Genomic DNA, 24,605 nt, shown 5'->3' on the forward strand with positions numbered 1-24,605 from the left:
GAGACACCCGCGCCGGGGCGAACGGCACCATGATCACTACTGTCCGCCGTCCCTGTCCCGTCCCCGCCAGGAGCGCCCCCGTGCCCACCGTCGTCGAGACCGACGTCCTGATCGTAGGCAGCGGCCCGGCCGGAGCCTCGGCCGCGCTCGCCCTGAGCACCTACGGCGTGCCCAACATCGTCGTCACCCGCTACGCGAGTCTCGCCGACACCCCCCGCGCGCACATCACCAACCAGCGGACCATGGAGGTGCTGCGCGACCTCGGCGTCGAGCAGGACGTCATCGCGCAGGCGACCCCGCAGCACCTGATGGGCAACACCACCTTCTGCACCAGCCTGGCCGGCGAGGAGCTGGGCCGGGTGCGCTCGTGGGGCAACGACCCGCTCGTCCAGGCCGCCCACGAACTCGCCAGCCCCACCCGCATGTGCGACATGCCGCAGCACCTCATGGAGCCGGTCCTCGTCGACGCGGCCGTCGCCCGCGGCACCAGCCTGCGCTTCCAGACCGAGTACGTCTCCCACACCCAGGACGCCGACGGCGTGACGGCGACCGTCCGGGACCGGCTGCGCGGGGACACGTACGAGATCCGCGCGAAGTACCTGATCGGCGCGGACGGCGGCCGCTCCAAGGTCGCCGAGGACGCCGGGCTCCCGATGGGCGGTCAGATGGGCGTGGCCGGCAGCATCAACATCGTGTTCGAGGCGGACCTGAGCAAGTACACCGCCCACCGACCCTCCACCCTCTACTGGGTCCTCGCCCCGGGCGCCACCGTCGGCGGGATCGGCGCGGGCCTGGTGCGCTGTGTGCGGCCGTGGAACGAGTGGCTGATCGTGTGGGGGTACGACGTCACGGCGGGCGCCCCCGACCTGACCACCGAGTACGCCGAATCGGTCGTGCGGCAGCTGGTCGGCGACGACGACATCCCCGTGACGATCAAGTCGTCCTCGGCCTGGACCGTCAACGAGATGTACGCCGAGACCTACTCCCTCGGGCGGGTCTTCTGCGCCGGAGACGCCACCCACCGTCACCCGCCGTCCAACGGCCTGGGCTCGAACACCTCCATCCAGGACTCCTACAACCTCGCCTGGAAGCTGAAGCTCGTCCTCGACGGCACGGCCGACCCGAAGCTCCTCGACACCTACACCGCCGAACGCGCCCCCATCGGCAAGCAGGTCGTCACCCGGGCCAACCAGTCCATCGGCGAGACCGCCCCGATCTTCGAGGCCCTCGACGGACTCTCCCCGCAGACCCCCGAGCGGCTGTGGGCCAACATCGCCGCCCGCAAGGACGCCACCGAGGCCGCCGAGAAGCAGCGGGCCAGGCTGCGCGAGGCCATCGCCTTCAAGGTGTACGAGTTCAACGCACACGGCGTCGACCTCAACCAGCGCTACGCCTCGGACGCCGTAGTGCCCGACGGCACCGGCGAGGAGGTCTTCACCCGCGACCCCGAACTGCACCACCAGCCCACCTCCCGCCCCGGCGCCCGCGTCCCGCACGCCTGGATCACCGCCGGCACCCGCACCCTCTCCACCCTCGACACCGTCGGAAAGGGCCGCTTCACCCTGCTGACCGGCATCGGCGGCGAGGACTGGATCCGGGCCGCCGAGGCGCAGGACGTCGACATCGCCACCGTGGTCGTCGGTCCCGGACAGCAGTACGAGGATCCGTACGGCGACTGGGCGCGCCTGAGCGAGATCTCCGACGCCGGCGCCCTGCTCGTACGGCCCGACGGCTTCGTCGCCTTCCGGCACGCGACCGCGGCCCCGGACGCCGAGGCGCTGCTCTCGGACGCGCTGCGGCGGATCCTCGGTCACGCCTGAGAACGCGCGACCATGGCAGAAGCGGAACGCCGTCGAGAACGAGGAGCAGGGATGACCACCGACGCGACCGGAGCCGGCGTCACCGAGGAGGCCCTCGCCAGTCTCCACGCGACCGCCGATCCACGCCTGCGCGAGGTGCTCGCCGGTCTGATCGGTCATCTGCACGACTTCGTGCGCGAGACCCGGCTCACGCAGGAGGAGTGGGAGAAGGCGATCGCCTTTCTGACGGCGACCGGTCAGACGTGCACGGACACCCGCCAGGAGTTCATCCTCCTCTCGGACGTCCTCGGCCTCTCCATGCTCGTCGAGACCATCAACGGCGACCGCGTACCGGGCGCCACGGAGTCGACCGTGCTCGGCCCCTTCCACATGACCGAGTCGCCCGTCCGGGAACTCGGTGACGACATCGACCTGGTGGGCTCCGCCGAGCCCTGCGTCGTCAGCGGCCGGGTGCTCTCCGCGGACGGCACCCCGCTGCCCGGTGCCGTCCTCGACGTCTGGCAGGCCGACGACCAGGGTTTCTACGACGTCCAGCAGCCCGACGCCCAGCCCGCGGGCAACGGACGCGGACTGTTCACCGCCGACGCCGAGGGCCGCTTCTGGTTCCGCACCTGCGTCCCGGCGCCGTACCCGATCCCCACCGACGGCCCCGTCGGCGACCTGCTCCGCGCGACCGGCCGGCACCCGTACCGGCCCGCGCACATCCACTTCATCGCCGGTGCCGAGGGCCACACCCCCGTCACCACCCACATCTTCGTCGCGGGCAGCGACTACCTCGACTCCGACGCCGTCTTCGCCGTGAAACACAGTCTGGTGCAGGACTTCGCGAGGACCGACGACCCGCCCCTGGCCGCGGAGTTCGGCATCCTGAACCCCTTCCGGCACGCCCGCTTCGATCTCGTACTGGAGCCGAACGCATGACGTTCTCCGGCGACTTCACCTACGAGAGCCGTCCCGTGCGGGTCGTGTTCCGGCCCGGCGCCGCCGTGTCCGCGACGCCCGGAGAGGCCGAACACCTGGGCCTGCGGCGCCTGTTGGTGGTGTGCGGCAGCCGGGGCGAGGCCGTCGCGCGGGCGGTGGCGGAGGCGCTCGGCGACTCCTGCGCCGGGCTGCACGCCGAGGCCCGTATGCACGTACCCGTCGAGGACGCCGACCGGGCCGTGGCGGTGGCACGCGAGGCCGGGGCCGACGGTGTCGTCGCGGTCGGCGGCGGCTCCTCCATCGGTCTCGGCAAGGCGATCGCCCTGCGCACCGGACTGCCGTTGATCGCCGTGCCGTCGACCTACTCTGGCTCCGAGATGACCCCGGTCTGGGGCCTGACCGAGGGCGGGTCCAAACGCACCGGCCGCGACCCGAAGGTCCAGCCCCGCAGTGTCGTCTACGACCCCGAGCTGACCCTCTCCCTGCCGGTTCCCCTCACCGTGACCAGCGGCGTCAACGCCCTCGCGCACGCGGTCGAGGCGCTGTACGCCCCGGACACCTCGCCGCTGATCGCGCTGATGGCGGAGGAAGGCGTGCGGGCGATGACCGAGGCGCTGCCCCGACTGGCCGGCGACCCGGCGGACGTGGAAGCACGCGGACAGGCGCTCTACGCGGCATGGCTGTGCGGGTCCTGCCTCGGGTCCACCACCATGGGCCTGCACCACAAGCTGTGCCACGCGCTCGGCGGCACCTACGGTCTCCCGCACGCCGAGACCCACACCGTCGTCCTGCCGTACGCCCTCGCCTACAACGCTCCCGAGATCCCGGGGGCGTTGACCGTGCTGAAAAGGGCACTTGGCACCGACGACCCGCCACACGCCCTGTGGGAACTGGCCGGGCGCCTCGGCGCACCGCGTTCCCTGGCCGCACTCGGGCTCCAGGAGACCGACCTGGCCGAGGCGGCCGTACAGGTGGCGGGACAGCCGTACGCCAACCCGCGTCCCGTGACCGTGGACGGCGTGCGGGCGGTACTCGAGGCGGCCTTCCAGGGCCGTCGGCCATGAGTGCCGCAGCACCACAGCAAGTCCCCTAAGAAAGGTGAACATCATGGCCCTCGCACTCCTCAGGCGCCGGCGGTCCAAGGCTGCCCTTGCCGAGGCGGCGGGCCTCTCCGTCCCCCTCCCCGAAGGCGCCGGCGCCGTGGCCCGTGAGATCGTCGACCCGATGGGCTCGCCCATGGCGGGCGCGGACGTCACCGTCACCGCCCTGGACACGCACCGGGTCGCGGCACGCGGCACGACCGACCCCTACGGCTACTTCGTGGCCGTGCTGCCGCCCGGCCGCTACAGCCTGATGGCCTCGGCCGAGGGGCTCCAGCCGCACCGCGAGACGGTCGACGTGGATCCGTACGGGGTGACGCCCGCCGAGCGGGTCTGGCTCCAGCCGGCCCAGGCGCTGCAACTGCCCACGCCCGGCGTCTGGTTGTTCGATCCGCCGCACACCGCGATCCGCTTCATCGCCAAGCACGTCGGCATGGCGCACGTCCACGGCCGCTTCGAGCGTTTCGAGGGCGGCATCCAGATCGCACCGGACATGTCCCAGTCCCGCGTCCAGGTCCGCATCGACGCCTCCAGCATCACCACGGGCAACACCACCCGCGACAACCACCTGCGCTCCGGCGACTTCCTCGACGTCAAACGCTTCCCCCACATCGACTTCGTCAGCACCCGCTTCGCCTACCGCGGCGGCAGCAAGTGGACCCTCCAGGGCAGCCTCACCATGCACGGCGTGAGCCGCTCGGTCGCCCTCGACACGACCTACCTGGGCACCGTCAACGGCGGCTACGGCGAGGAACTGCGCTGCGCGGCCCTCGCGACGGCGGAGCTCCACCGCGAGGACTACACCCTCAACTGGCGGTCGATGCTGGCCCGGGGCATCGCGGTCGTCGGCCCGACCGTCCAGCTGGAGCTGGACGTCCAGGCGATGTACCGCACCCACGACACGCCGACCCCGCCGGAGTAGGCGGGCACGGACGGCAGGCCATTGTCAGACCCGGTCGGTACCGTCGGCGCATGAGAGCCGACGGAACATTCAGCGTGAAGGCGTTCGTCCCGACCGAGCTGACGCCCGAGCCCGCCGTGGCCACCGGGCTCCCGGTCGGGGTCGCGACGATCGAGAAGCACTTCGAGGGCGAGGTCGCCGGCCGTTCGGCGACCCTGTTCACCGCCGCGTACGACCAGGAGTCCGGCGTCGGCACCTATGTCGCCATGGAGTCCTTCGAGGGCTCGGTGCACGACCGGTCCGGCGCCTTCAACTTCGCGCACTCGGCGACGACCTCCGGCAGCGACCGCACCGCGGAGTTCTTCACCATCGTCCCCTCCAGCGGCACCGGGGACCTGGCGGGCATCTCCGGCACCGGGGGTCTCACGGTCGACGCCGACGGCACCCACCGGATCTGGCTCGACTACGAGCTCGGCTGACCCGGGGGCCGGTCCAACTCACCGTCGTCGGCGGGCACATCGCGCCCCGCGGCGCCTCACAGCTTCACGGAAAACTCACACGACCCCATCGTAACTTTAGGTTTCAAGCGTTACGCTCGCCGTCATCCGAGTGCTCGGGGGAGCGGCTCGTCCGCCATGGCACTTCCTCCCCCCACGGTTCAGGAGACTCGGCGTGAGTGACGGCGACGTAGTGGTGATCGGCGGCGGCTATGCGGGCGTCCGGCTGGCGAAACGGCTGGACACGACAGCCCGGGTCACGCTGGTGGACCGCAAGGAAGTCTTCTTCCACCGCATCTCCTCCCTGCGGGCGGGAGTCCGCAAGGAGTGGAGCGCGATCCCCTTCATCCCGTACGACCGGCTGCTGCGCCACGGACAGCTCGTCGTGGGCAAGGTGGTCCGCATCGACACCACCGAGCGACGCGTGGTGCTCGCCAACGGCACGCGGCTGCCCTACGACGTGGTGGTGATCGCGACCGGCGCCGACTACCCGGAACCGGCCCGCTTCGCCGGGACCACCACCGAGGAGGCGATGAAGTCCTTCGCCGAGCACCAGCAGAAGATCGCCTTCGCCGAACACGTCCTCGTCGTCGGCGGCGGGCCCTCCGGCGTGGAACTCAGCGCCGAGATCCGGCTGGCCCGGCCGGACGCCCGCGTCACGCTCGCGCACTCCGGCCCCGCGCTGCTCGGCAACACGGGCAGCGAACGGGCCGGCCGCAAGGCGCGCGCCTGGCTGGAGGCCCACGACGTGGAGGTCCGGCTCGACTCCTTCATGTCGCAGGGCAGCGACTTCGGCACCTACCGCGACGCCCGCGGCGGCATCATCACCGCGGACCTCTCGTTCTGGGCCACCGGCACCACTCCCAATACGCTCTGGCTGCGCCTGGGCGGACACGGCGACTGGCTGACCCCCTCCGGGCACGTCAAGGTCGACCGCTCGCTGCGCGCCGAGGGACAGCTGGACGTCTTCGCGGTCGGCGACGTCAACGACGCCACCGAGCTCAAGATCACCCCGGCAGCGCTCGCCCAGGCCGACCTCGCCGCCTGGAACATCCGCGCCCACCTGAACAGTGCGGGCCGGCACCGCAAGGAACCCCGCTTCTACCGGCCCATCCACCGCACCCCGCTGATCGTGCCCTTCGGCCCCGCCGACGGGGTGACCATGCTGCCCGTGCCGGGCGGCGAGACGGCGGTGCTCGGCGGCCGCACCAGCACCCTGGCCAAGGCGAAGACCCTCATGACGCCCTACATGCGGCGCCAACTCGGTTACACGGCCGCGTAGGCAGTGAGGGCGCGGCGAGGAGGCGCGGGTCGCCCCACGCCGGCCGGTGCAGCCGGTATGCCGGTCACTCACCGTCCGGCCGGGGTGGTTGTGGCAAGCCGGCTCCAGCATGGCCCCGGCCGGCGCCGGGCCGTGCACGAACTCCCGGCCGACGAGACACTCCGGTCGTCGAGCGTGGCCGGGCGGCGGCTCCCGGTGGTGTAGCCGGTCCGGTGGGGGATGCCGTGTCCCTCGATCAGGCTCATGCGTGCGCGCGGGCGCAACTCCCGGTGCTCGGCGACGCAGGGCGGTCCGCCCGTGCGGCCCCGGTCGGGGGAGGCGGCGGGGAGGCTGCTGACGCGTGCGGCGCGGTCTCTCCGACGTGTGGCGGTCGTCGGCGGACGTGCGCTGCTGGGCCGGGACCGGAGGCAGGAAGCGGATGTCGAGGGCGCGCCCGTCGGGGCCGAGTCGTGCCGGTCGGGCCGGCGCGTCAGCGGGAACCGCTGCCGGAGTCGGCGGTGCGTCCTGAAGGCCTGGCACCTCCGCTGCGTCAGGCGGGGCCCTTCACGCGTGCAGAACGTGCTGTGCGGGTCGGACCAGTCCCGACTCGTAGGCGAAGACCACCGCCTGGACCCGGCCGCGGGCGCCGATCTTGGTGAGGATGTTGCTGACGTGGGACTTCACGGTGGTCGGTGCGATGCAGAGCCGGTCGGCGATCTCGGCGTTGGAGTCTCCCGAGGCGACCGCGGTGAGCACGTCGCGCTCGCGTCCGGTGAGGGTGCCCAGCCGGTTGCCGGGGACGGAGTTCCCGACGGCGCGAGGGCTGCGGACGGCGTCGATGAGCGCGCGGGTCAGTCCGGGGGAGACGACGACGTCCCCGGCGGCCACGACCCGGACGGCCGCGACCAGTTCGTCGGCGGTGGCACCCTCGGGAAGGTGTCCGGCGGCTCCGGCGCGCAGGGCACCGTAGGGGTGGGTGTCGTCGCCGGAGGTGAGCAGCAGGACGTGCGGGGCGTGCCCGTCCGGCGCGTGGGCGAGGCGGCGGACGGTCTCGAGGGTGTCCGTACCGGTGCTGCGGCCGTCCAGCAGGACGACGTCCGGCCGGAGCAGGGCGCTCAGCCGGACCGCCTCCGGCCCGTGCGCCGCCTCGCCGACGACGGTCAGGTCGGACTGGAACTCAAGGAGCATTCGAAGGCCGACACGCTGAAGTGACTGGCCGGTGGCGATGAGGACGCTGGTCATGGCGTGCGTGCTCCATCCTCGTCCAGCGCACTACATGCTGAACGAAACGGTTTCGTTCTCGTGGGGGCCAGCGTAACTCCAGAACTATCGATACGGGAGCGTATCGATTGTGTGCTGGCTCACAATCCTGTGGCGACTCGGGCCGAACCCGCCCCGCCCCGGCCGCCCCGGTTGGTGTGCCGCAGGCGGCAACCCGGGGCGGAACGGCGGCGACCGCACGGTGAATCCCGTCCCCCACGAAGGGAGTTCACTCCATGCGCACCCGCATCGTGCGTCTCGTCACCGTCCTCGCCGCCCTGCTCGCGGTGTTGGCCACCCCCGCGGTCACAGCGACCCCGGCACAGGCGACGGACAACTGGAACCCGCCGGCCCATCTCGTCCAGCCCCTGGGCGAGGTGTGGAACCACGTCGAGTCGACCTACCCCGACCTCTACGGCTTCCGCAACTACGGCTGGGACCAGATCATGGCCAACAAGGGAAGCGTCAACTACTGCGTCCGCTGGGAGTCCGACGCCCCGGTCAGCGCCGCCCTCCGCGACCAGGTCCACGCCGCGCTGAAGAAGCAGTTCGCCAAGTGGATGGCGGCCATGCTCGACAACGGCACCGGCACCAACGCCTGGCCGTACACCACCGTGCCCGTCAACATCGTCGGCTGGGCGGTCAAGAACCGCTCGACCCTGCAGTGGACCGACAACTCGGTCGACATCTACGCCGGAAACCTGGACGACGGCGGCGCCCCGCAGTGTGCCCCCGACTGCGGCCGCTTCTTCCACCAGGACGGCAACTACTCGAAGTGCCCAGGCGGCGTCGCCCGTCACTACGACCAGTCGCTCTGGCTGACCAAGGGCTTCCAGGGCGGCGCAGGCGGGGACTGGGGCCAGCGCGTCGGCCAGGAGTACTTCACCGGGGCCCTCGCCCAGGAGAACATTCACATCTATCTCCACGAGGTCGGCCACACCTTCGGCCTCGACGACTTCTACGACTGGACCCCCACCGGCCAGTGCTGCTTCCTGATGAACGCGGGCAGCGCGACCCAGATCACCGACTTCGACAAGTGGATGCTGCGCGACTTCTGGCGCCACCTGAAGAACCGGTACGGCTACTGAGACGGCGGGCGGCCGGCTGGTCCGGCCGCCCGTCCAGGAGCCTCACAAGCCCCGCCGGCTTCCCTCGGCCAGGCTCTGCGTGCCCAGCACCGAGATCAGCCGCAGCTTCTCGGCTGCCTCGGTGCCGGGCTCGGCCGAGTACACGAGGATGTGGAGGTCGTTCTCCTCCACCCGGAGCAGGTCGCAGTCGAGCGTGAGCGTGCCGACCTGCGGATGCTCGATCGTCTTGTGCGAGCCGGCGAGACGGCCCACCGCTCCCGCGTCCCACAGTTCGGCGAACCGCTCACTCCTGCTGTGCAACTCGGCCACCAGGAGCGAGAGTTGGCGGTCGGCGGGATAGCGGGCAGCGGTCGCGCGCAGTTCGGCGACCATGCCCGCCTCGAAGTCCCGCCGTTCCTGAGGGGTGTGCCGCACCCGGGTCGGCATGCCCGTGAAGTTGCGCCACACGCCGTTGCGTTCGAAGCCACGCAGGACCGAGGGGTCGCCCATCAGCGCCGCGTACACCGGGTTGGCCAGCAGCAGCGTCATGGCCGCGTCGGAGACCGCGACGGGGGTGTCGACCAGCCGGTCCAGCAGCCGCTGCACACTGGGCGTGATGACCCCCGGCACGACGTCCGGACCAGGCGGCACCAACCCCGCCAGACCGAAGAGGTACGTCCGCTCGTCCCCCGAGAGCCGCAGTGCCCGGGTCAGTGCCTCCACGACCTGAACCGACGGGTTGGCCGCCCGGCCCTGTTCGAGACGCGTGACGTAGTCGACCGAGATGCCGGCCAGCAGGGCCAGTTCCTCGCGCCGCAGCCCGGCCGCGCGCCGATGGCCCCCCGAGGGAAGCCCGGCCGCGTCCGGCGGGACCCGGTCGCGCCAGCGCCGCAGCGTCTGTCCCAGCTCTGTTGCCGCCATGCCGCTCAGTGAACACCGTCGGCCGCGGATGTGCCTGGTACCGCCAGTCCCAGGAAGAAGGGACTCCTAGCTGATCGCGCCGCGGCGCAGCAATCTGGATGGCATGACGACCACACTCATCACCGGAGCGAACAAGGGCCTCGGCTTCGAGACCGCCCGCCAACTCATCGCCGCGGGCCACACCGTCTATGTCGGTGCCCGTGACGCCGAGCGCGGCCGGCGCGCCGCCGACGAGCTCGGCGCGCGGTTCGTGCAGCTCGACGTCACCGACGACGCCTCCGTCGAGGCCGCGGCCAAGACCCTGGAGGCCGCGGGCGGCCTGGACGTCCTGATCAACAACGCGGGCATCGAGACCCGGACCGACGACAACAGCGTGCCGGTCGCGGCCACCGTGACCGCCGACCACATGCGCACCACCTTCGAGACGAACGTCTTCGGTGTCGTCCGCGTCCTGCACGCCTTCCTGCCCCTGCTCCAGCGCTCGGCCGCCCCGGTCGTGGTCAACGTCAGCAGCGGACTGGGCTCCCTGACCCACCTCTCCGACCCGGACCACCCCGCGCACTTCTATCCGGGCATCGCGTACCCGACGTCCAAGACCGCGGTCAACATGCTCACCGTGCAGTACGCGAAGGCGTTCCCGGCCATGCGGATCAACTCCGTGGAGCCCGGTTTCACCAAGACCGACCTGAACGGCAACACGGGCACCCAGACCGTGGCGGAGGGTGCCGAGATCATCGTCCGCATGGCACAGGTCGCCCCGGACGGCCCGACCGGCGGCTACTTCGACGCCAAGGGCCCGCTGCCCTGGTGACTCCCGGGTGAACCGTGCCTCCTCCGGGGCGGAGGCGTGTCTCCTCCAACCCGGAGGCTCAGACGACCGCGTCCGCCCGCAGCGCCGCGATGTCCTCGCCGGTGCGGCCGAGTTCCGTGAGGATCGCCTCGGTGTGCTCGCCCACCCCCGGGACCGGGTCCATGCGGGCGGGCAGTCCCGCCAGGTCGGCCGGGGGCAGCAGCGCCTCCACCGTGGCCCCGCCCGGGACGGCGACCTCGTGCCAGCGGCCGCGGGCGGCCAGGACCGGGTGGTCGAGGAACGCGGCGACGTCATTGACCCCGGCGCAGGCGATGCCGATGCCCTCCAGGTCCTTCAGGACCTCCGCGGCGTCGGAGCGCGCGATCCGCTCGGCGACCACGGCGTTGAGTTCCTCGCGGTGGGCGACCCGGGCCGGGCCGGTGGCGAAGTGCGGATCCTCGGCCAGCTCGGGCTGCCGCAGGAAATCGGCGCACAGGACGATCCACTCGCGTTCGTTCTGGATGGAGAAGAGCACGTCGTGGCCGTCGGCGGCCGTGAAGGCGCCGTAGGGGGCGATGGTGGCGTGCTGGGTGCCCAGACGCGGCGGCTGACTGCCCCCGTAGCGCGTGTAATTGGCCGGTTGGCTCATCCACTCGGCCAGTGCCTCGAACAGGGACACCTCCACCGGGTGGGCCCTGCCGGTGGTGGCGCGGGTGTACAGGGCGGTCAGAATGCCGCTGTAGGCGTACATCCCGGCCGCGATGTCGGCGACGGAGATCCCGACCCGCGCGGTCTCCTCGGCGGTCCCGGTCAGCGACACCAGACCCGTCTGACACTGCACCAGCAGGTCGTACGACTTGCGGTCCGCCCACGGCCCGTCCGTGCCGTACCCCGAGATCGTGCACGGGATCAGCCGCGGCCGGCGCTCGGCGAGGGCGGCCACGCCGAGGCCCAGCCGGTCGGCCGCGCCCGGGGCCAGGTTCTGGACGAACACGTCGGCGCCGTCGAGGAGTTGGTGCAGGATCTCGAGGCCGCGCGGGTCCTTCAGGTCCAGGGTGAGCGACTCCTTGGACCGGTTGAGCCACACGAAGTAGCTGGAGTGGCCGTGCACGGTCGTGTCGTAGCGCCGGGCGAAGTCACCGTCGCCCGGCCGCTCCACCTTGATCACCCGGGCGCCGAGGTCGGCGAGCTGGCGGGTCGCGTAGGGCGCGGCCACGGCCTGCTCCAGGCTGACCACCGTGACCCCGGACAGGGGAAGCTGCGGCAGGCTCATGCCGCCCTTTGTACGGCCCGTCCGAGAGGGTGTCAACGACTGCCCCGGCCCCCTGACCTGTGCCGTTCGCCACCTCGTGGCGGACGGCGAGGCCACCGGGGCCACTTCGCACGGCCCTTCGGTCCGCCGCTCAGTTCTGGCGGCCCGGATGGCACAGCACCATGACCGCGCGGGCGACGAGCTCTCCGGCCCCGCCGAGTTCCTGGCGGTAGCGGCCGGTGACCTCCCGTACGGCCTCCACGAAGCCGGGGTCGACGGCGCGGGCCCGGGCCGGGGCGGGGAGTTCCCGAGCCATCTCGCGGCGGCGCGCCAGCAGCGCGATGATCTCCGCGTCGAGACGCTCTATCCGGGTGAGTGACATGTCGTCCCCCGGGGCGGTGGCCTGGTTCGTCGGCACGCTGGATCTCCGTTCCTCTGCGCGGAATGCGTCGCGTTCCTTCACGGCTGGTCCCTCAACACCTTGCCCATGGCGGTCGGCGGCAATTCCTCCCGGAACTCGGCGCAGTGGTGCGCTCGCAGACGGCGCGATGAAGTCCGGCGCCAGGAAGGGCGGTTGTACGTGCCCTTGGCTGCCCTGGGCGCCCGGCCATCGCCCCGGTCGGCTCAGACCGGCACTCCGAGACCTTCCAATGCCCTGACGAGGGGGGTGAGTTCGGGGTGGGTGGCGGCTTGGTCGAGGGCTTCTCGCAGGGCCTTCTCGTTGGTGGGGCGGGCTTGTTCGAGGAGGGTGCGGCCGGCGTCGGTGACGTCGGTGTAGATGCCGCGGCGGTCGGTGGGGCAGAGGTAGCGGGAGAGCAGGCCGCGGTCCTCGAGGCGGGTGACCAGGCGGGTGGTGGCGCTCTGGCTCAGGACGACGGCGTCGGCGACCTGCTTCATCTGCAGGTGTCCGCCCTCGCCGTCGTGCTGGCGGCCCAGGACGTCGAGCAGGGAGTACTCGCGCACGCTGAGGTCGTGTGCGCTCTGCAGGGCCTTCTCGATGTGCGCCTCGATCCGGCCGTGCAGCAGGGAGAGCGCGCACCAGCCCTGGGCGAGCGCGGTGAGTGCGGGATCTGTGGCGGTCATGGGGCCTGCTTCCTCCGTCCGGATACGGATACGCCCAGGATATTGCATCGCTGAAACTTTCAGCGTCTGCTTCTATAGTGCGCGCGCAACTATCGCGCGGCTGTCCGCACCCGCACCCGCACCCGCAGAGAGTGACGCCGATGACGACCCGGCCCTCCACCACGACCCTCTGGCGCCCGACCGGCCCCGTGGAACTGGACCTGGTCCGCGAGCTCGACTGGCGTGCCTGGCCGCCGAGGCTGCCCGAGCAGCCGATCTTCTACCCGGTCCTCGACGAGGGCTACGCGATCAAGATCGCCAGGGACTGGAACGTCAAGCACGACGGCGCCGGCTTCGTGACCCGCTTCGAGGCCGGGTCGGACTTCCTGGGCCGCTACCCCGTCCAGCAGGCGGGCGGCCGCACGATCCTCGAACTGTGGGTCCCGGCCGAGGAGCTCGACGAGTTCAACGCCCACATCGTCGGCCGGATCGAGGTCGTGCACGAGTTCCGCTGAGCCGCCGAGCTTCCGCTACGGTCGCGCCAAGTGGCGCATCGCCAGGGCCAGTTGCAACCGCAGGCGTCCCTGGGGCGTGCGCAGCGGCCAGCCCAGCAGATGCTCCGCGTGGGACAGCCGGTCCTGGAGCGTGGAGTGGTGGACGCTGATCTCGGCGGCGGCCGCCCGCAGGCTCGCCGTCGAGACCACGGCGTGCAGCGTGGCGAGCAGCCACGGCGTGCTCGCCCCCGCCGACTCCAGCGCCCGGACGTCGGGTGGCGGCTCCGCGCCGGGCGCGACGAGGTCGCCGAGCAGTGCGACGCCGCCCAGTTCGTCGGCGTACACGACCTTCGGCCCAGGGTCCTGAGCCGTGCCCTCCGCGGTGAAGCGCAGCGCGGTGCGGGCGTCCGCCCAGGACCGCGGCAGTTCGAGCACGGGCACGGCGGGGCCCACCCCGACCCGCCCGGCGGGCAGTTCGGCGTCCGCCCGCCCGGCCATGATCCGGGGGCGCCCGTCGAGCGGGGCCAGCGCACGCGCGGACGCGGCGGGATCCAGCCCCAGCCCACGCGCCGCGTGCAGCCGTGCGGCCTCCGGGGCGGTGGCGTCCAGCACGGTCTCGACCAGCGCGGGATCATCGGCGGGCGCGCGTCCCCGGGTACGGTCCAGAACGAGCCGTACGGCCCCGGCGGCGCGCTCCAGAATCACCGCGTCGACCACACTGGGAGCCGCCTCGGCCCGCTCCAGCCAGAGCGCGGCGGCCCCGCCGGGCGTCAGCGCGGCGGACGGCCAGCCGGGTTCCGGCGGCGCCCCGGAGTCCCGGCGCGTCCCGTCGGCCTCGACCCGGACGTGCACCCTCCGTTCGGCGTCGACCAGCCGAGCCGGCACCCCGGCCAGTACGGCGGCCCCACGCACCAGAGCCTCCAGCCCGGCACGGGACTCGGACAGCCGATCGAAGTAGGCGATCACCCGCACCGCGGCTCCGGCGTCCGGATCCAGGGCGGTCAGGCGCCCGGCCAGCTCTTTCATGGGTCAATGGTGCGGCATGGGGCCCGGAAGCACCCCTGTCGGTATGCGGGGCTCCGACATGCGCGGCTCCACCACGTGGGCGCGACCGGCCGCAGCAGTCCCGCGACCGCCCGACACCCCACTTCCCGGTGCGCTTGCCCGCAGCTACCCCTAGGAGCCCAGCAACCTCCGCAGCCACGCCAAGTGAGCCGCACGCGCCGCCTGCGACAACGCGGCCTGCGGAGCGAACCCGTCGAACCCGTGGAAACCCCCGGGCCACACATGCAGCTCCGCCACCCCGCCCGCCTGCCAGATCCGGGACGCGTACGCGACGACCTCGTCCCGGAACGTCTCCGCCGACCCCACGTCGAGGAAGGCGGGCGGCAGCCCCGACAGGTCCTCGGCCCGGGCCGGCGCCGCGTACGCCGGGACGTCGGGGCCACCCCGCAGTTCGCCCAGCAGAGCCGTCCAGCCCGTCTCGTTGGCCGTACGGTCCCAGACGCCCAGGCCCGCCATCTGATGCGTCGACGGGCTGTCGTTGCGGTCGTCCAGCATCGGGCACATCAGCAGCTGCCCCATCGGCCGCGGTCCCTTGCGGTCCCGGGTGAGCAGCGCCAGCGCCGCCGACAGCCCGCCCCCCGCGCTCGCACCGGCGATCACGATCCGCTCGGGGTCGCCGCCGATCTCCTCCGCGTGCTCGGAGGTCCACACGAGCCCGGCGTAGACGTCCTCGACCGGCGCCGGATGCGGATGTTCGGGCGCCAGCCGGTACTCCACCGACACCACCACCGCGTCCAGCTCCTTCGCCCAGGCCAGCGGACCGTCCACTCCGACCCGGTTGTTGCCCAGGACCATGCCGCCGCCGTGGACGTGATAGATCACCGGACGTCCGGTGTCCGCCGGTGCCGGGGCGGCGGGCCGGCAGATCAGCAGCGAGATCTCCGGGGCGCCCTCGGGCCCGGGTACCGACCGGTCCTCCACCTCGAAGAACCCGCCGAGGCTCAGGTCCATGTCGGCCAGCATCTGGATGCCCGGCCCCTGGCGGACGAGCTCGATGTCGTCCAGGGTCATGCCGGGCGAGATCATCTCCTTGATCATGTCCAGGGCGGCGGCGAGTTCGGGATCGAACGGAGGCGGGACGTAGGTCATGGCTTCTCCTCACGCGGGGCGCGGCGGCTCGTGGCGTCATGATCCGGGCAACGACGTCCGTCCGGGGCGCCGCCGTACTGCGGAACCTGCCCGCCGTACGGCGGGTGACGCGAGACGAGATTCCGCCATGTTCCCGTGTGGCCTGCGGTTCCTTGCCATGGCGTGACCTGTTGTTCACCTTGTGCGGGTGGAAGGGGCCCCAGGGGGTGACAACGCTGTCGATGCCCCCCATGCACCAGGAGAACCAGTGAACGTCTCTCTCACCGTCTGGCTGCTGACCGTCGTCGCCCTGTGCGTCCTGGTCGGCGCAGACTTCCTCATCGGCCGCAAGCCCCACGACGTGTCGGTGAAGGAGGCCGGCATCTGGACCGTCGTCTGGGTCGTGCTGGCCTGTCTCTTCGGACTCGGGCTGCTCCTCTTCGCCGGTGGGAAGCCCACGGGCGAGTTCTTCGCCGGATACATCACCGAGAAGTCCCTGAGCGTCGACAACCTCTTCGTGTTCGTCCTGATCATGGGGAAGTTCGCGGTGCCCTCGCAGTACCAGCAGCGGGTGCTGATGGTCGGCGTCGTGATGGCGCTCGTGCTGCGTGCCGGGTTCATCGCGGCCGGAGCCGCGATCATCACCGCGTTCTCCTGGGTGTTCTACCTCTTCGGCGCCTTCCTGATCTGGACCGCCTGGAAGCTTGTCCAGGACGCCCGCAAGGACGGACACGACGAGGAGTACGAGGAGAACAAGCTGCTCAAGATGGTGGAGAAGCGGTTCGGTGTCGCCGACCGCTACCACGGCACCAAGCTGTGGATCGAGCAGAACGGCAAGCGGGTCATGACCCCGATGCTCGTCGTGATGCTCGCGATCGGTTCCACCGACGTGCTGTTCGCCCTGGACTCCATCCCCGCGATCTACGGCCTCACCCAGGACCCGTACATCGTCTTCACCGCCAACGCCTTCGCCCTGATGGGCCTGCGCCAGCTGTACTTCCTCATCGGCGGCCTGCTGAAGAAGCTGGTCCACCTCAGCTACGGCCTCTCGATCATCCTCGGCTTCATCGGCGTCAAACTCGTCCTGCACGCCCTCCACGAGTCCGGCGTCCACGTCCCCGAGATCGGCATCCCCTTCTCCCTCGGCTTCATCGTCCTGGTCCTGACGATCACCACCCTGACGAGCCTGCGCGCCGCGAAGAGGCAGGAGCGGGCGGCGGTGGAACGGGTCGCGTGACGCGATGACGGCTGCCGGGCATCGCCGGGACGGGAAGGTTCCGGCCGGCCCGGGGCTCCGGGACGCGGGGCGGAGAACCGGCGCCGCCGAGACAGGTAAGGACAGGCCTGGTGCGTTGTGCCCGGAGTGGGGTTGCAGCCGCCGCGGTGGGGTGGAGCGCCGGCCCGAGCCTGGCCGGGGCGCGTGTCGGCCCGGGCCACGTGCGCATGGTGTCCCCGTACCCCGCCTGCGGATCGTTTCGCGGGCCGTGCCCTGGCGCGAGGCTGGGGCGAACTCGGCGCGGCTTCGGCGGTGTTCGCCGCGTTCGTCTGCCGTTCGCCGGGGCGGGGTCGCAGGCCGCGGCTTCGGAGCCGCTCTGTCCCACAGGGGGTCGCGGCGCAGAGGCCCGGTACGTCCGCCCTCGTGGCCCCGAGGGCGCCCGAGAGATTTCGCGAGCCAGAGCCACACCAGGCCCCCACGCCTGCCCCATCAACTCCCCTTGACTTCGAGAGCACTCCAGGATCTAGCGTCGGCAAGGTCGGCGAAGGCCCCGTGAACGGAGACGGACATGCGCGTAGGCGTCCACATCAACCGGTTCAACCACCCCTCGGGCGCGCCCGCTCTCGGCGCCGAGCTCGCCGCCGCGGGGGCCGCGGCGGAGGCGGCCGGGGTGAGCTGGCTGTCGGTGATGGACCACTACTTTCAGATGGAGTTCAACGGCGGCGCCGAAGACCCCATGCTGGAGGCCTACTCGACCCTGGCCTTCCTCGCGGCCCACACCGAGACGGTCCAGCTCGGCGCGCTCGTCACCGGAGTGACGTACCGTCACCCCGGCCTGCTCGCCAAGATCGCGACCACGCTCGACGTGCTTTCCGGGGGCCGGGCGGCCCTCGGCATCGGAGCCGCCTGGTACGACCGGGAGCACGAAGGGCTCGGCGTGCCGTTCCCGCCCCTCGCGGAGCGCTTCGAGCGGCTGGAGGAGGCCCTGCGGATCTGTCTGCAGATGTGGGACCCGGCGGCGAACGGCCCCTTCGAGGGCACCCACTACCGGCTCGCCGAGACGCTGTGCGTACCGGCCCCGGTCAGCAGCCCGCACCCCGAGATCATGATCGGCGGCAGCGGCGAGAAGAAGACCCTGCGCCTGGTCGCCCGCTACGGCGACGCCTGCAACCTCTTCGCCACCTCGCCGCAGGAGGTCACGCACAAGCTCGACGTGCTGCGCCGTCACTGCGACACCGAGGGGCGGGACTACGCCGAGATCCGCAAGACCATGACGTACACGGCCGACGCGGCCGACGACAGCGACCTGGACGCCTTCACCCGGGACATCGCCGGCTACACCAAGCTCGGCATCGACACGGTCATCCTCGCCCCGCGCACCGGCGCCCCCGCCGAGTGGATCGAACGCTTCACGGCACCCGCCGTACAGCGGCTCGCGGACCTGGACTAACCCGCCCGCGCGGCGGAGGGCCGACTGCGGGAGACGACGCGGGTCCCGCGGCCGTCGGTCACCCGGACCTGCAACGAGCCGCACGCGCAGCGGGTCCACACCGTCCCGCCCGTCGCCGTGCAGTGCTGGGACACCACCTGGAACGGCTCGGCGTCGTCCGGCCAGGCGCAGTGCGGGCAGACGGCGCGGATCGTGCTGGTCATCGTGACTCCTCGTGCGTAGGGGGACGTGTACTGCCGTCGCGACCAGTCCAGCGTGCAGCGGAGTCTTCGTTCACGTCCAGGTTGACTTCCTGGAGCCGACCTTGAAGCGTGGGCTTCATGATTGACCTGCGCCGGCTCCACGTCCTGAGGGCGGTCGCCCACTACCGCACAGTCACCGCCGCCGCCCGCGCCCTGCACTTCACCCCGTCCGCCGCCTCCCAGCAGATCCGTCAGCTCGCCCGCGACCTGGGCGTCGACCTCCTCGAACCCCAGGGTCGCGGGGTGCGTCTCACGCCGGCCGCCGAGAGCCTGCTCGCGCACGCCGACGCCATCCAGGCCCGCTGGGAACAGGCCGAGCTGGACCTGCGCGCCGACCACACCGAGCCCGCGGGGCCGCTGCGGGTGAGCGGTCTCTCCGTGGCCGTCTCGATGCTGCTCGCCCCGATGGCGGTCCGGCTGCGCGAGCGGCACCGCCGACTGACCGTCAGCATCCAGGAGGCGGGCGTGCCGGAGAGCTTCGACCTGCTCTTCGAGGGGGAGACCGACCTGGCGGTCGTGGAGGCGACCCCGCACAACCCGCCCATGAGCGACCCCCGCTACGACCAACAGCCCCTGCTGGACGACCCGTTCGACCTGGTCGTACCCGCGGATCATCCGCTGGCCGCCCGCGAGCATGCGGATCTCGCGGAAGCGGCCCACGAGGACTGGATCGCCCCCTTCGCCGACAGCCCCTGCCGCACACACGTCATGTCGGCCTGCGGCGCGGCCGGCTTCTCCCCGGGTGTGGTCCACCACGCCCGGGACTGGAACGTCACCGCTCACCTGGTCGCTCACCGCCTGGGCGTGGCCCTGATCCCCCGCCTCGCCCAGCTGACCCCGGACCTGCCGATCGCGAGGGTGCGCTGCGCAGGCGACCCCCACAGGAAGCTGCTGACCTGCACGCGCGCCGGAGCGCACGAACGCCCGGCGATCGCGGCGGCGCTGAGGGAACTGAGGGCTCTGGCAGGGACCGCGGTGGCGTGAAGTGCAGGGGCGCGGGGCTGTGTCGATCTGCGGCTCCGTCGCACGGGCGCGACCAGCCCCCCATTGACGGGCAGGCAGACGAAAGGGGGCCGGAGCGCAAAAGCTCCGACCCCTGTTCAAGGTACCGCGGCTCAGGCCGCGGCGACCTCGCCCGCGTTGCTGTGCAGCTGCGCGACGACCTCGGCCAGCTGCGCGGCGACCTCGGCGTCGTCGGCCGGGTGCGTCTCGGCGAAGCGCACCACCGAACCGGGGATCGACAGCTTGACGTCCTCGAGCACCTTGCCGCCGGCGATGCCCACGGCCTTGCGGGTCTCGTCCTGCGCCCACACGCCGCCGAACTGACCGAACGCGGTACCGACCACGGCGACCGGCTTGCCGCCGAAGGCGCCGGCGCCGTAGGGGCGCGACAGCCAGTCGATGGCGTTCTTCAGCACGGCGGGGATCGTGCCGTTGTACTCGGGGGAGAAGAACAGGAACGCGTCGGAGGCCTGCGCGGCCTCGCGGAGCTTGGCGGCGGCCGCGGGGACGTCGCCCTCCACGTCGATGTCCTCGTTGTAGAAGGGGATCTCGGCCAGGCCCTCGTACAGCACGACCTCCGCGCCCTCGGGGGCGTGCTTGACGGCCGCCTCGGCGAGCTGGCGGTTGTGCGAACCGGCGCGGAGGCTTCCGACGAGCGCGAGAATGCGAACAGACATGCGAATCTCCAAGGGAGGTGAAACATTGCCGTAATGATGCGGACCGGGGTCCGCTTAATGTTGTACCCCCATAACCGGACCTCGGTCCAGTTTTCTTCCCGCTGCTTTACGCTTATTTCATGTCCGCCGTCCTGCCACCCCTGCCGACCCCGCCGGATTCCGACGGGGAGCCCGAACTGCTCCAGCTCGGTGTCCCCGAGGACGAGCCCTGCCTGCGCGCCGACGCCGCGCGCAACCGGGCCCGGCTGCTGGAGGCCGCCGCCCGCCTGGTCGCCGAGCACGGGGCGGCCGGGGTGACGATGGAGGCGGTGGCCGCGGCCGCGTCGGTCGGCAAGGGCACCGTCTTCCGGCGCTTCGGCGACCGCACCGGCCTGCTGACGGCTCTGCTCGACCACTCCGAGCGAAACTTCCAGGCGGCCTTCCTCAGCGGCCCCGCCCCGCTCGGGCCCGGCGCGCCGCCCGTCGAGCGGCTCCGCGCGTTCGGTCGCGCCACCCTGCGCCGGTCCGTCGACGAGATGGACCTGCAGCTGGCGGCCGAGCCCAGCCCGGAGCGCCGGTTCACCCCCGCCCCCCGCCGGGTCCATCACAGCCATGTGGCCCTGCTGCTGCGCCAGGCCCTGCCGGACGCGGACTGCGAACTGCTCGCCCAGGCCCTCATGGGCTACCTCGACCCCGCCACCGTCCATCACCTCACCCGCAGGTGCCACATGCCGCTGGAGCGCCTGGAGAAGGGCTGGGACGACCTCGTCGCCCGGCTCACCTGCACCGATCCGCCACGGTGAGTTCGGGCCGCGCCCCGGTCCGAGACACCTTCACAGCTTCTGCAAAGATGACGACCGTCATGGTGCAGATACCGAAAACGCCCGCGCCCGTTTCCCCCGCGACGCGCCCGGTTCCCACGAGCGCCGACGTGGCCCGCCTGGCCGGCGTCTCACGAGCGACCGTCTCCTACGTCCTCAACAACACCAGCGCCGTCCGGATCAGCGAGCCCACGCGCCGCCGCGTCCACGAGGCCGCCAAGGAACTCGGGTACGTCCCGCACGCGGCCGCCCGCAGTCTGCGCGCCGGCCACAGCCGGATGGTCCTGATGCCCGCCCCGTCCATCCCGGCCGGCCCGCTCTACAGCCAGTTCATCAGCGAACTCCAGTGGGCCCTGGGCCGGTTGGACTACACCGTCGTGCAGTACGGCAGCGTCGGCCTCCAGGGCGACGAGGCCGCCCGCGCCTGGGCCGAGCTGCGCCCGGTCGCCGTCCTGGTGCCCGGCGCGGGACTCGGCGCACAGGGCGTGGCCCTGCTCCGGCGCTCCGGTGCCCGAGCGGTGGTCACCCTGGGACCCGAGGTGGTCGAGGGGGCCCACGCCCTGCTCATGGACCACGCGGGCGTCGGCCACAGCGCCGCCACCCACCTGTACGCCCGCGGCCGGCGCCGCATCGGCGTCGTCGTGCCCGAGGAGCCCGGCCTGGAGGCCTTCTCGCTGCCCCGCCTGGCGGGTGTGCGCAGGGCCCTGCACGGCACCGACGCCACCTTGACCGAGCTGCCCCTCGCCTACGAGGAGCAGGCCGCGGCCAAGCTCGCCGTGCGCTGGCGGGACCTCGGCCTCGACGCCGTCTTCGCGTACAACGACGAGTACGCGATGCTGTTAATGCGCGCCCTCCAGGACGAGGGCATCCGCATCCCGCAGGACACCGCGGTGATCGGCGCCGACGACCTGCTCCTCGGGCGGCTGCTGCGGCCCCGGCTGAGCACGGTCCACCTCGAGCTCCCGTCCGGCCGCGACCTCGCCGAACTGGTCGACCGCGCGGTGCGCGAACCGGGCACCGCGACCGAGACGCACACGGTGCTGGGTGCCACAGTGGTAGAGCGCGACTCCAGCTGACGCAGGGAGGCCTGCCATGCGCACCACGGTCGGGATCATCGGCGGCGGCCCCGCCGGACTGCTCCTCGCCCGCCTGCTGCACCTGGCCGGCATCGACTGTGTCGTCCTGGAGAGCAGGACGCGGGAGTACGTCGAGCACCGCCAGCGCGCGGGCATGCTGGAGCAGGGCACGGTCGACGCCCTGCGCGCGTGCGGCGCCGCCGGGCGTCTGGACGTCGAGGGGCTGGTCCACCAGGGCATCGAGCTGCGGTTCGCGGGGGAGCGGCACCACCTCGACTTCCCCGTCCTCACCGGCGGCCGTACGGTCACCATCTACGCCCAGACCGAGATCGTGAAGGACCTCGTCGCCCTCCAACTGGCCGAGGGGCCACCGCTGTTGTTCGAGGCGGAGGCCCTGGCGGTCGAGAAGCCGGAGAGCGACGCCCCCGTCGTGCGGTTCCGGCACAAGGGCCGCGAACAGACGCTGACCTGTGACTGGATCGCGGGCTGCGACGGCTTCCACGGCATCTCGCGCGGGGCGTTCCCGGCGGCGACGAGCCGGACGTACGAGCACGACCATCCGTACTCCTGGCTCGGGATCCTCGCCGATGTCGCCCCGTCCTGCGAGGAGTTGATCTACGCCCGCGGGGAGCGCGGCTTCGCCCTGCACAGCATGCGCTCACCCGCCGTGTCCCGGCTCTACCTCCAGGTCCCCAACGGCACCGACGCCGACGACTGGTCCGACGAGCGGATCTGGGACGAACTCGCCGAGCGCTTCGCGATCGATGCCGACTGGACCCTCGCGAGGGGTCCGATCACCGCCAAGTCCGTGACGCCCATGCGCAGTCACGTGCACGAACCGATGCGGCACGGCCGCCTCCTGCTCGCCGGCGACGCCGCGCACATCGTGCCGCCGACCGGGGCCAAGGGTCTCAACCTCGCCGTGTCGGACGTGACCGTCCTCGCCCGTGCCCTGACCGATCTGCACCGCACGGGATCGACACAATTGATCGACAGGTATTCGGAGTTGTGTCTTTCTCGTGTGTGGCAGGCCACCCGGTTCTCGTACGACATGACTAGGATGTTGCATGCTCAACCAAATGGGGATGCGTTCGAGAACGGACTGCAGCTCGCACGGCTGCGCCGCATCACCGCATCCCGCCATGCGGCCGCCGAACTGGCCGCGAACTACACGGGACTACCGCTCCCCGTGTGAGTCCCACCGGTGATCGAACGGAGAGCCGCCATGTCGTTGCTCGACCCCAAGAGCTGGCAGTCCCACCCCCTTTCGGGACCTGAGTACGCCGTCACCGAACCCGCCACCGGCGACACGCTCGCCACCGTCACCCTCGCCGGCGGCGAGGACGTGGCACGCTCCGCCGAGGCCGCCCGCGCCGCCCAGGCCGAGTGGGCCCGGCTCCCGCACTTCGTCCGGGCCGCGGTGCTGCGCAAGGCCGGCGACCTGTTCTCCGTGCACGCCGACGAACTGCGCGGATGGCTCGTCCGCGAGTCCGGGTCCATCCCCGGCAAGGCCGACTTCGAACTGCACGTGGCCGCCCAGGAGTGCTACGAGGCCGCCGCCCTCGCCTCCCGCCCAGCGGGCCAGGTCCTGCCCAGCGAGGCGCCCCGCCTGTCCTACACGCGCCGGGTGCCGGTCGGCGTGGTGGGCGTGATCTCCCCCTTCAACGCCCCGCTGATCCTCTCGATCCGCTCCGTCGCCCCGGCCCTCGCCCTCGGCAACGCCGTGATCCTGAAGCCGGACCCGCGCACCGCGGTCTGCGGCGGCCTCTCGCTCGCCGCGGTCTTCGCCGAGGCCGGGCTGCCGGAGGGGCTGTTCCATGTCCTGCCCGGCGGCCCCGACGTCGGCCAGGCCCTGGTCGCCGACCCCCGTATCCCCGTCATCTCCTTCACCGGGTCGACCGCGGCGGGCCGCGCGGTGGGGGAGGCGGCCGGACGCCACCTCAAGCGAGCCCACCTGGAGCTCGGCGGCAACTCCGCGCTGATCGTCCTGGAGGACGCCGACATCGAGGCCGTGATCTCCACGGCGGCCTGGGGGTCCTTCTTCCACCAGGGCCAGATCTGCATGACCACGGGCCGGCACCTCGTCCACGACTCGCTGTACGCGGAGTACGTCGAACGCCTGGCCGCCAAGGCCGATTCGCTCGCCGTCGGCGACCCCCACAAGGAGCAGGTCCACCTCGGCCCGATCATCGACGACAACCAGCTCGCCAAGGTGCACGGCCTGGTCGAGGCCAGCACCGCCCAGGGCGCCAAGCTGGCCGCCGGCGGCACCCACGAGAAGCTCTTCTACCGCCCGACGGTCCTCGCGGGCCTCGACGACAGCACGCCCGCCTACGCGGAGGAGGTGTTCGGCCCCGTCGCGCCCGTACGGTCCTTCAGCACGGTCGACGAGGCCGCCGCGCTGGCGGCCGCGGGGCCGTACGGCCTCTCGCTCGGCATCGTCACCGGGGACGCGGCCCGCGGTCTCGACCTGGCGGAGCGGATTCCGACCGGTATCGTGCACATCAACGACCAGACCGTGAACGACGAGGCGGTCGCGCCCTTCGGCGGTATCGCCGCGTCCGGCACCGGCGCCCGCTTCGGTGGCGAGGCCAACGTGGAGGCCTTCACCGACGTGCGCTGGACGACGGTACGCGCGGACGTGGCGACGTACCCCTTCTGAT

General features: G+C 71.9%; 25 protein-coding genes. 16 read left to right on the forward strand and 9 right to left on the reverse strand.

Annotated features, from left to right (window positions below):
- Positions 1-80: 80 nt before the first annotated feature.
- From ABZT06_RS02675 to ABZT06_RS02700, 6 genes are all read left to right on the forward strand, one after another.
- Positions 81-1,820, forward strand: a complete 1,740-nt coding sequence (locus tag ABZT06_RS02675; protein ID WP_355733722.1) for an FAD-dependent monooxygenase — start codon at positions 81-83, stop codon at positions 1,818-1,820.
- A 51-nt stretch (positions 1,821-1,871) separates the two neighbouring features.
- Positions 1,872-2,741, forward strand: coding sequence for an intradiol ring-cleavage dioxygenase (locus ABZT06_RS02680; protein ID WP_355733724.1), 870 nt, complete (start codon positions 1,872-1,874; stop codon positions 2,739-2,741).
- Positions 2,738-3,805 (forward strand): maleylacetate reductase, encoded by a 1,068-nt coding sequence (locus tag ABZT06_RS02685; protein ID WP_355733726.1) that lies wholly within the window; start codon positions 2,738-2,740, stop codon positions 3,803-3,805. Before ABZT06_RS02680 ends, ABZT06_RS02685 begins: the two co-directional genes overlap by 4 nt.
- A 43-nt stretch (positions 3,806-3,848) precedes the next feature.
- The gene (locus ABZT06_RS02690; protein ID WP_355733728.1) at positions 3,849-4,763 is read left to right on the forward strand and encodes a YceI family protein; all 915 of its coding nucleotides are present in this window, start codon (positions 3,849-3,851) and stop codon (positions 4,761-4,763) included.
- 50 nt (positions 4,764-4,813) lie between these two features.
- Positions 4,814-5,221 (forward strand): DUF3224 domain-containing protein, encoded by a 408-nt coding sequence (locus ABZT06_RS02695; protein ID WP_355733731.1) that lies wholly within the window; start codon positions 4,814-4,816, stop codon positions 5,219-5,221.
- 193 nt (positions 5,222-5,414) lie between these two features.
- Entirely contained in the window at positions 5,415-6,521 is a 1,107-nt protein-coding gene (locus ABZT06_RS02700) for an FAD-dependent oxidoreductase (protein WP_355733733.1), read from the forward strand.
- 543 nt (positions 6,522-7,064) lie between these two features.
- Here the strand turns inward: ABZT06_RS02700 and ABZT06_RS02705 are convergent.
- On the reverse strand, positions 7,065-7,742 hold the full coding sequence (locus ABZT06_RS02705) for a response regulator transcription factor (RefSeq protein WP_355733736.1): 678 nt from the start codon (positions 7,740-7,742) through the stop codon (positions 7,065-7,067).
- Between the two features lie 254 nt (positions 7,743-7,996).
- On the opposite strand from ABZT06_RS02705, the gene ABZT06_RS02710 reads away from it, so the two are divergent.
- Positions 7,997-8,848: a hypothetical protein gene (locus ABZT06_RS02710; protein WP_355733739.1), complete on the forward strand. Its 852-nt coding sequence runs from the start codon at positions 7,997-7,999 to the stop codon at positions 8,846-8,848.
- A 42-nt stretch (positions 8,849-8,890) separates the two neighbouring features.
- On the opposite strand, the gene ABZT06_RS02715 is transcribed toward ABZT06_RS02710, so the two are convergent.
- Complete coding sequence (locus ABZT06_RS02715) at positions 8,891-9,748, reverse strand: helix-turn-helix transcriptional regulator (protein WP_355733741.1); 858 nt, start codon at positions 9,746-9,748, stop codon at positions 8,891-8,893.
- 103 nt (positions 9,749-9,851) lie between these two features.
- On the opposite strand from ABZT06_RS02715, the gene ABZT06_RS02720 reads away from it, so the two are divergent.
- Entirely contained in the window at positions 9,852-10,559 is a 708-nt protein-coding gene (locus tag ABZT06_RS02720; protein ID WP_355733744.1) for an SDR family oxidoreductase, read from the forward strand.
- A 58-nt stretch (positions 10,560-10,617) separates the two neighbouring features.
- Here the strand turns inward: ABZT06_RS02720 and ABZT06_RS02725 are convergent, their stop codons facing one another.
- From ABZT06_RS02725 to ABZT06_RS02735, 3 genes are all read right to left on the reverse strand, one after another.
- Positions 10,618-11,811: a CaiB/BaiF CoA-transferase family protein gene (locus ABZT06_RS02725; protein ID WP_355733747.1), complete on the reverse strand. Its 1,194-nt coding sequence runs from the start codon at positions 11,809-11,811 to the stop codon at positions 10,618-10,620.
- Positions 11,812-11,941: 130 nt separating this feature from the next.
- Positions 11,942-12,208: a hypothetical protein gene (locus ABZT06_RS02730; RefSeq protein ID WP_355733750.1), complete on the reverse strand. Its 267-nt coding sequence runs from the start codon at positions 12,206-12,208 to the stop codon at positions 11,942-11,944.
- Between the two features lie 206 nt (positions 12,209-12,414).
- On the reverse strand, positions 12,415-12,873 hold the full coding sequence (locus ABZT06_RS02735; protein ID WP_355733753.1) for a MarR family transcriptional regulator: 459 nt from the start codon (positions 12,871-12,873) through the stop codon (positions 12,415-12,417).
- A gap of 140 nt (positions 12,874-13,013) precedes the next feature.
- Between ABZT06_RS02735 and ABZT06_RS02740 the strand changes: the two genes are divergently transcribed.
- Positions 13,014-13,367 (forward strand): hypothetical protein, encoded by a 354-nt coding sequence (locus ABZT06_RS02740; protein ID WP_355733756.1) that lies wholly within the window; start codon positions 13,014-13,016, stop codon positions 13,365-13,367.
- A gap of 15 nt (positions 13,368-13,382) precedes the next feature.
- Here ABZT06_RS02740 and ABZT06_RS02745 read toward each other — a convergent pair whose 3' ends face one another.
- Positions 13,383-14,372 (reverse strand): helix-turn-helix domain-containing protein, encoded by a 990-nt coding sequence (locus tag ABZT06_RS02745; protein ID WP_355733758.1) that lies wholly within the window; start codon positions 14,370-14,372, stop codon positions 13,383-13,385.
- A 150-nt stretch (positions 14,373-14,522) separates the two neighbouring features.
- Positions 14,523-15,500 (reverse strand): alpha/beta hydrolase, encoded by a 978-nt coding sequence (locus ABZT06_RS02750; protein ID WP_355733761.1) that lies wholly within the window; start codon positions 15,498-15,500, stop codon positions 14,523-14,525.
- 247 nt (positions 15,501-15,747) lie between these two features.
- Here ABZT06_RS02750 and ABZT06_RS02755 point away from each other — a divergent pair, with 247 nt between their 5' ends.
- Together ABZT06_RS02755 and ABZT06_RS02760 are read left to right on the forward strand one after the other, a co-directional pair.
- Complete coding sequence (locus tag ABZT06_RS02755; protein ID WP_355733764.1) at positions 15,748-16,716, forward strand: TerC/Alx family metal homeostasis membrane protein; 969 nt, start codon at positions 15,748-15,750, stop codon at positions 16,714-16,716.
- Positions 16,717-17,263: 547 nt separating this feature from the next.
- Positions 17,264-18,145 (forward strand): LLM class F420-dependent oxidoreductase, encoded by an 882-nt coding sequence (locus ABZT06_RS02760; protein ID WP_355733766.1) that lies wholly within the window; start codon positions 17,264-17,266, stop codon positions 18,143-18,145.
- Here the strand turns inward: ABZT06_RS02760 and ABZT06_RS02765 are convergent.
- Positions 18,142-18,348 carry a hypothetical protein gene (locus ABZT06_RS02765; protein ID WP_355733769.1) on the reverse strand — a complete coding sequence of 69 codons (207 nt, stop codon included), beginning with the start codon at positions 18,346-18,348 and terminating at the stop codon, positions 18,142-18,144. The two genes, ABZT06_RS02760 and ABZT06_RS02765, sit on opposite strands and share 4 nt — an antisense overlap.
- A gap of 117 nt (positions 18,349-18,465) precedes the next feature.
- Between ABZT06_RS02765 and ABZT06_RS02770 the strand changes: the two genes are divergently transcribed.
- Positions 18,466-19,371 carry a LysR family transcriptional regulator gene (locus ABZT06_RS02770; RefSeq protein ID WP_355733772.1) on the forward strand — a complete coding sequence of 302 codons (906 nt, stop codon included), beginning with the start codon at positions 18,466-18,468 and terminating at the stop codon, positions 19,369-19,371.
- 131 nt (positions 19,372-19,502) lie between these two features.
- Here ABZT06_RS02770 and ABZT06_RS02775 read toward each other — a convergent pair whose 3' ends face one another.
- Positions 19,503-20,066 (reverse strand): NAD(P)H-dependent oxidoreductase, encoded by a 564-nt coding sequence (locus ABZT06_RS02775; protein WP_355733775.1) that lies wholly within the window; start codon positions 20,064-20,066, stop codon positions 19,503-19,505.
- Between the two features lie 119 nt (positions 20,067-20,185).
- Here ABZT06_RS02775 and ABZT06_RS02780 point away from each other — a divergent pair, with 119 nt between their 5' ends.
- From ABZT06_RS02780 to ABZT06_RS02795, 4 genes are read left to right on the forward strand one after another with little or no spacing between them, the layout of a single operon-like run.
- Positions 20,186-20,848 carry a helix-turn-helix domain-containing protein gene (locus tag ABZT06_RS02780; protein WP_355733778.1) on the forward strand — a complete coding sequence of 221 codons (663 nt, stop codon included), beginning with the start codon at positions 20,186-20,188 and terminating at the stop codon, positions 20,846-20,848.
- Positions 20,849-20,907: 59 nt separating this feature from the next.
- The gene (locus ABZT06_RS02785) at positions 20,908-21,942 is read left to right on the forward strand and encodes a LacI family DNA-binding transcriptional regulator (protein WP_355733781.1); all 1,035 of its coding nucleotides are present in this window, start codon (positions 20,908-20,910) and stop codon (positions 21,940-21,942) included.
- A gap of 16 nt (positions 21,943-21,958) precedes the next feature.
- The gene (locus ABZT06_RS02790) at positions 21,959-23,137 is read left to right on the forward strand and encodes a 4-hydroxybenzoate 3-monooxygenase (RefSeq protein ID WP_355733784.1); all 1,179 of its coding nucleotides are present in this window, start codon (positions 21,959-21,961) and stop codon (positions 23,135-23,137) included.
- 30 nt (positions 23,138-23,167) lie between these two features.
- On the forward strand, positions 23,168-24,604 hold the full coding sequence (locus ABZT06_RS02795; protein WP_355733787.1) for an aldehyde dehydrogenase family protein: 1,437 nt from the start codon (positions 23,168-23,170) through the stop codon (positions 24,602-24,604).
- Position 24,605: the final 1 nt, after the last annotated feature.

This window comes from Streptomyces sp. NPDC005483, assembly GCF_040606035.1.
GTDB lineage: Bacteria > Actinomycetota > Actinomycetes > Streptomycetales > Streptomycetaceae > Streptomyces.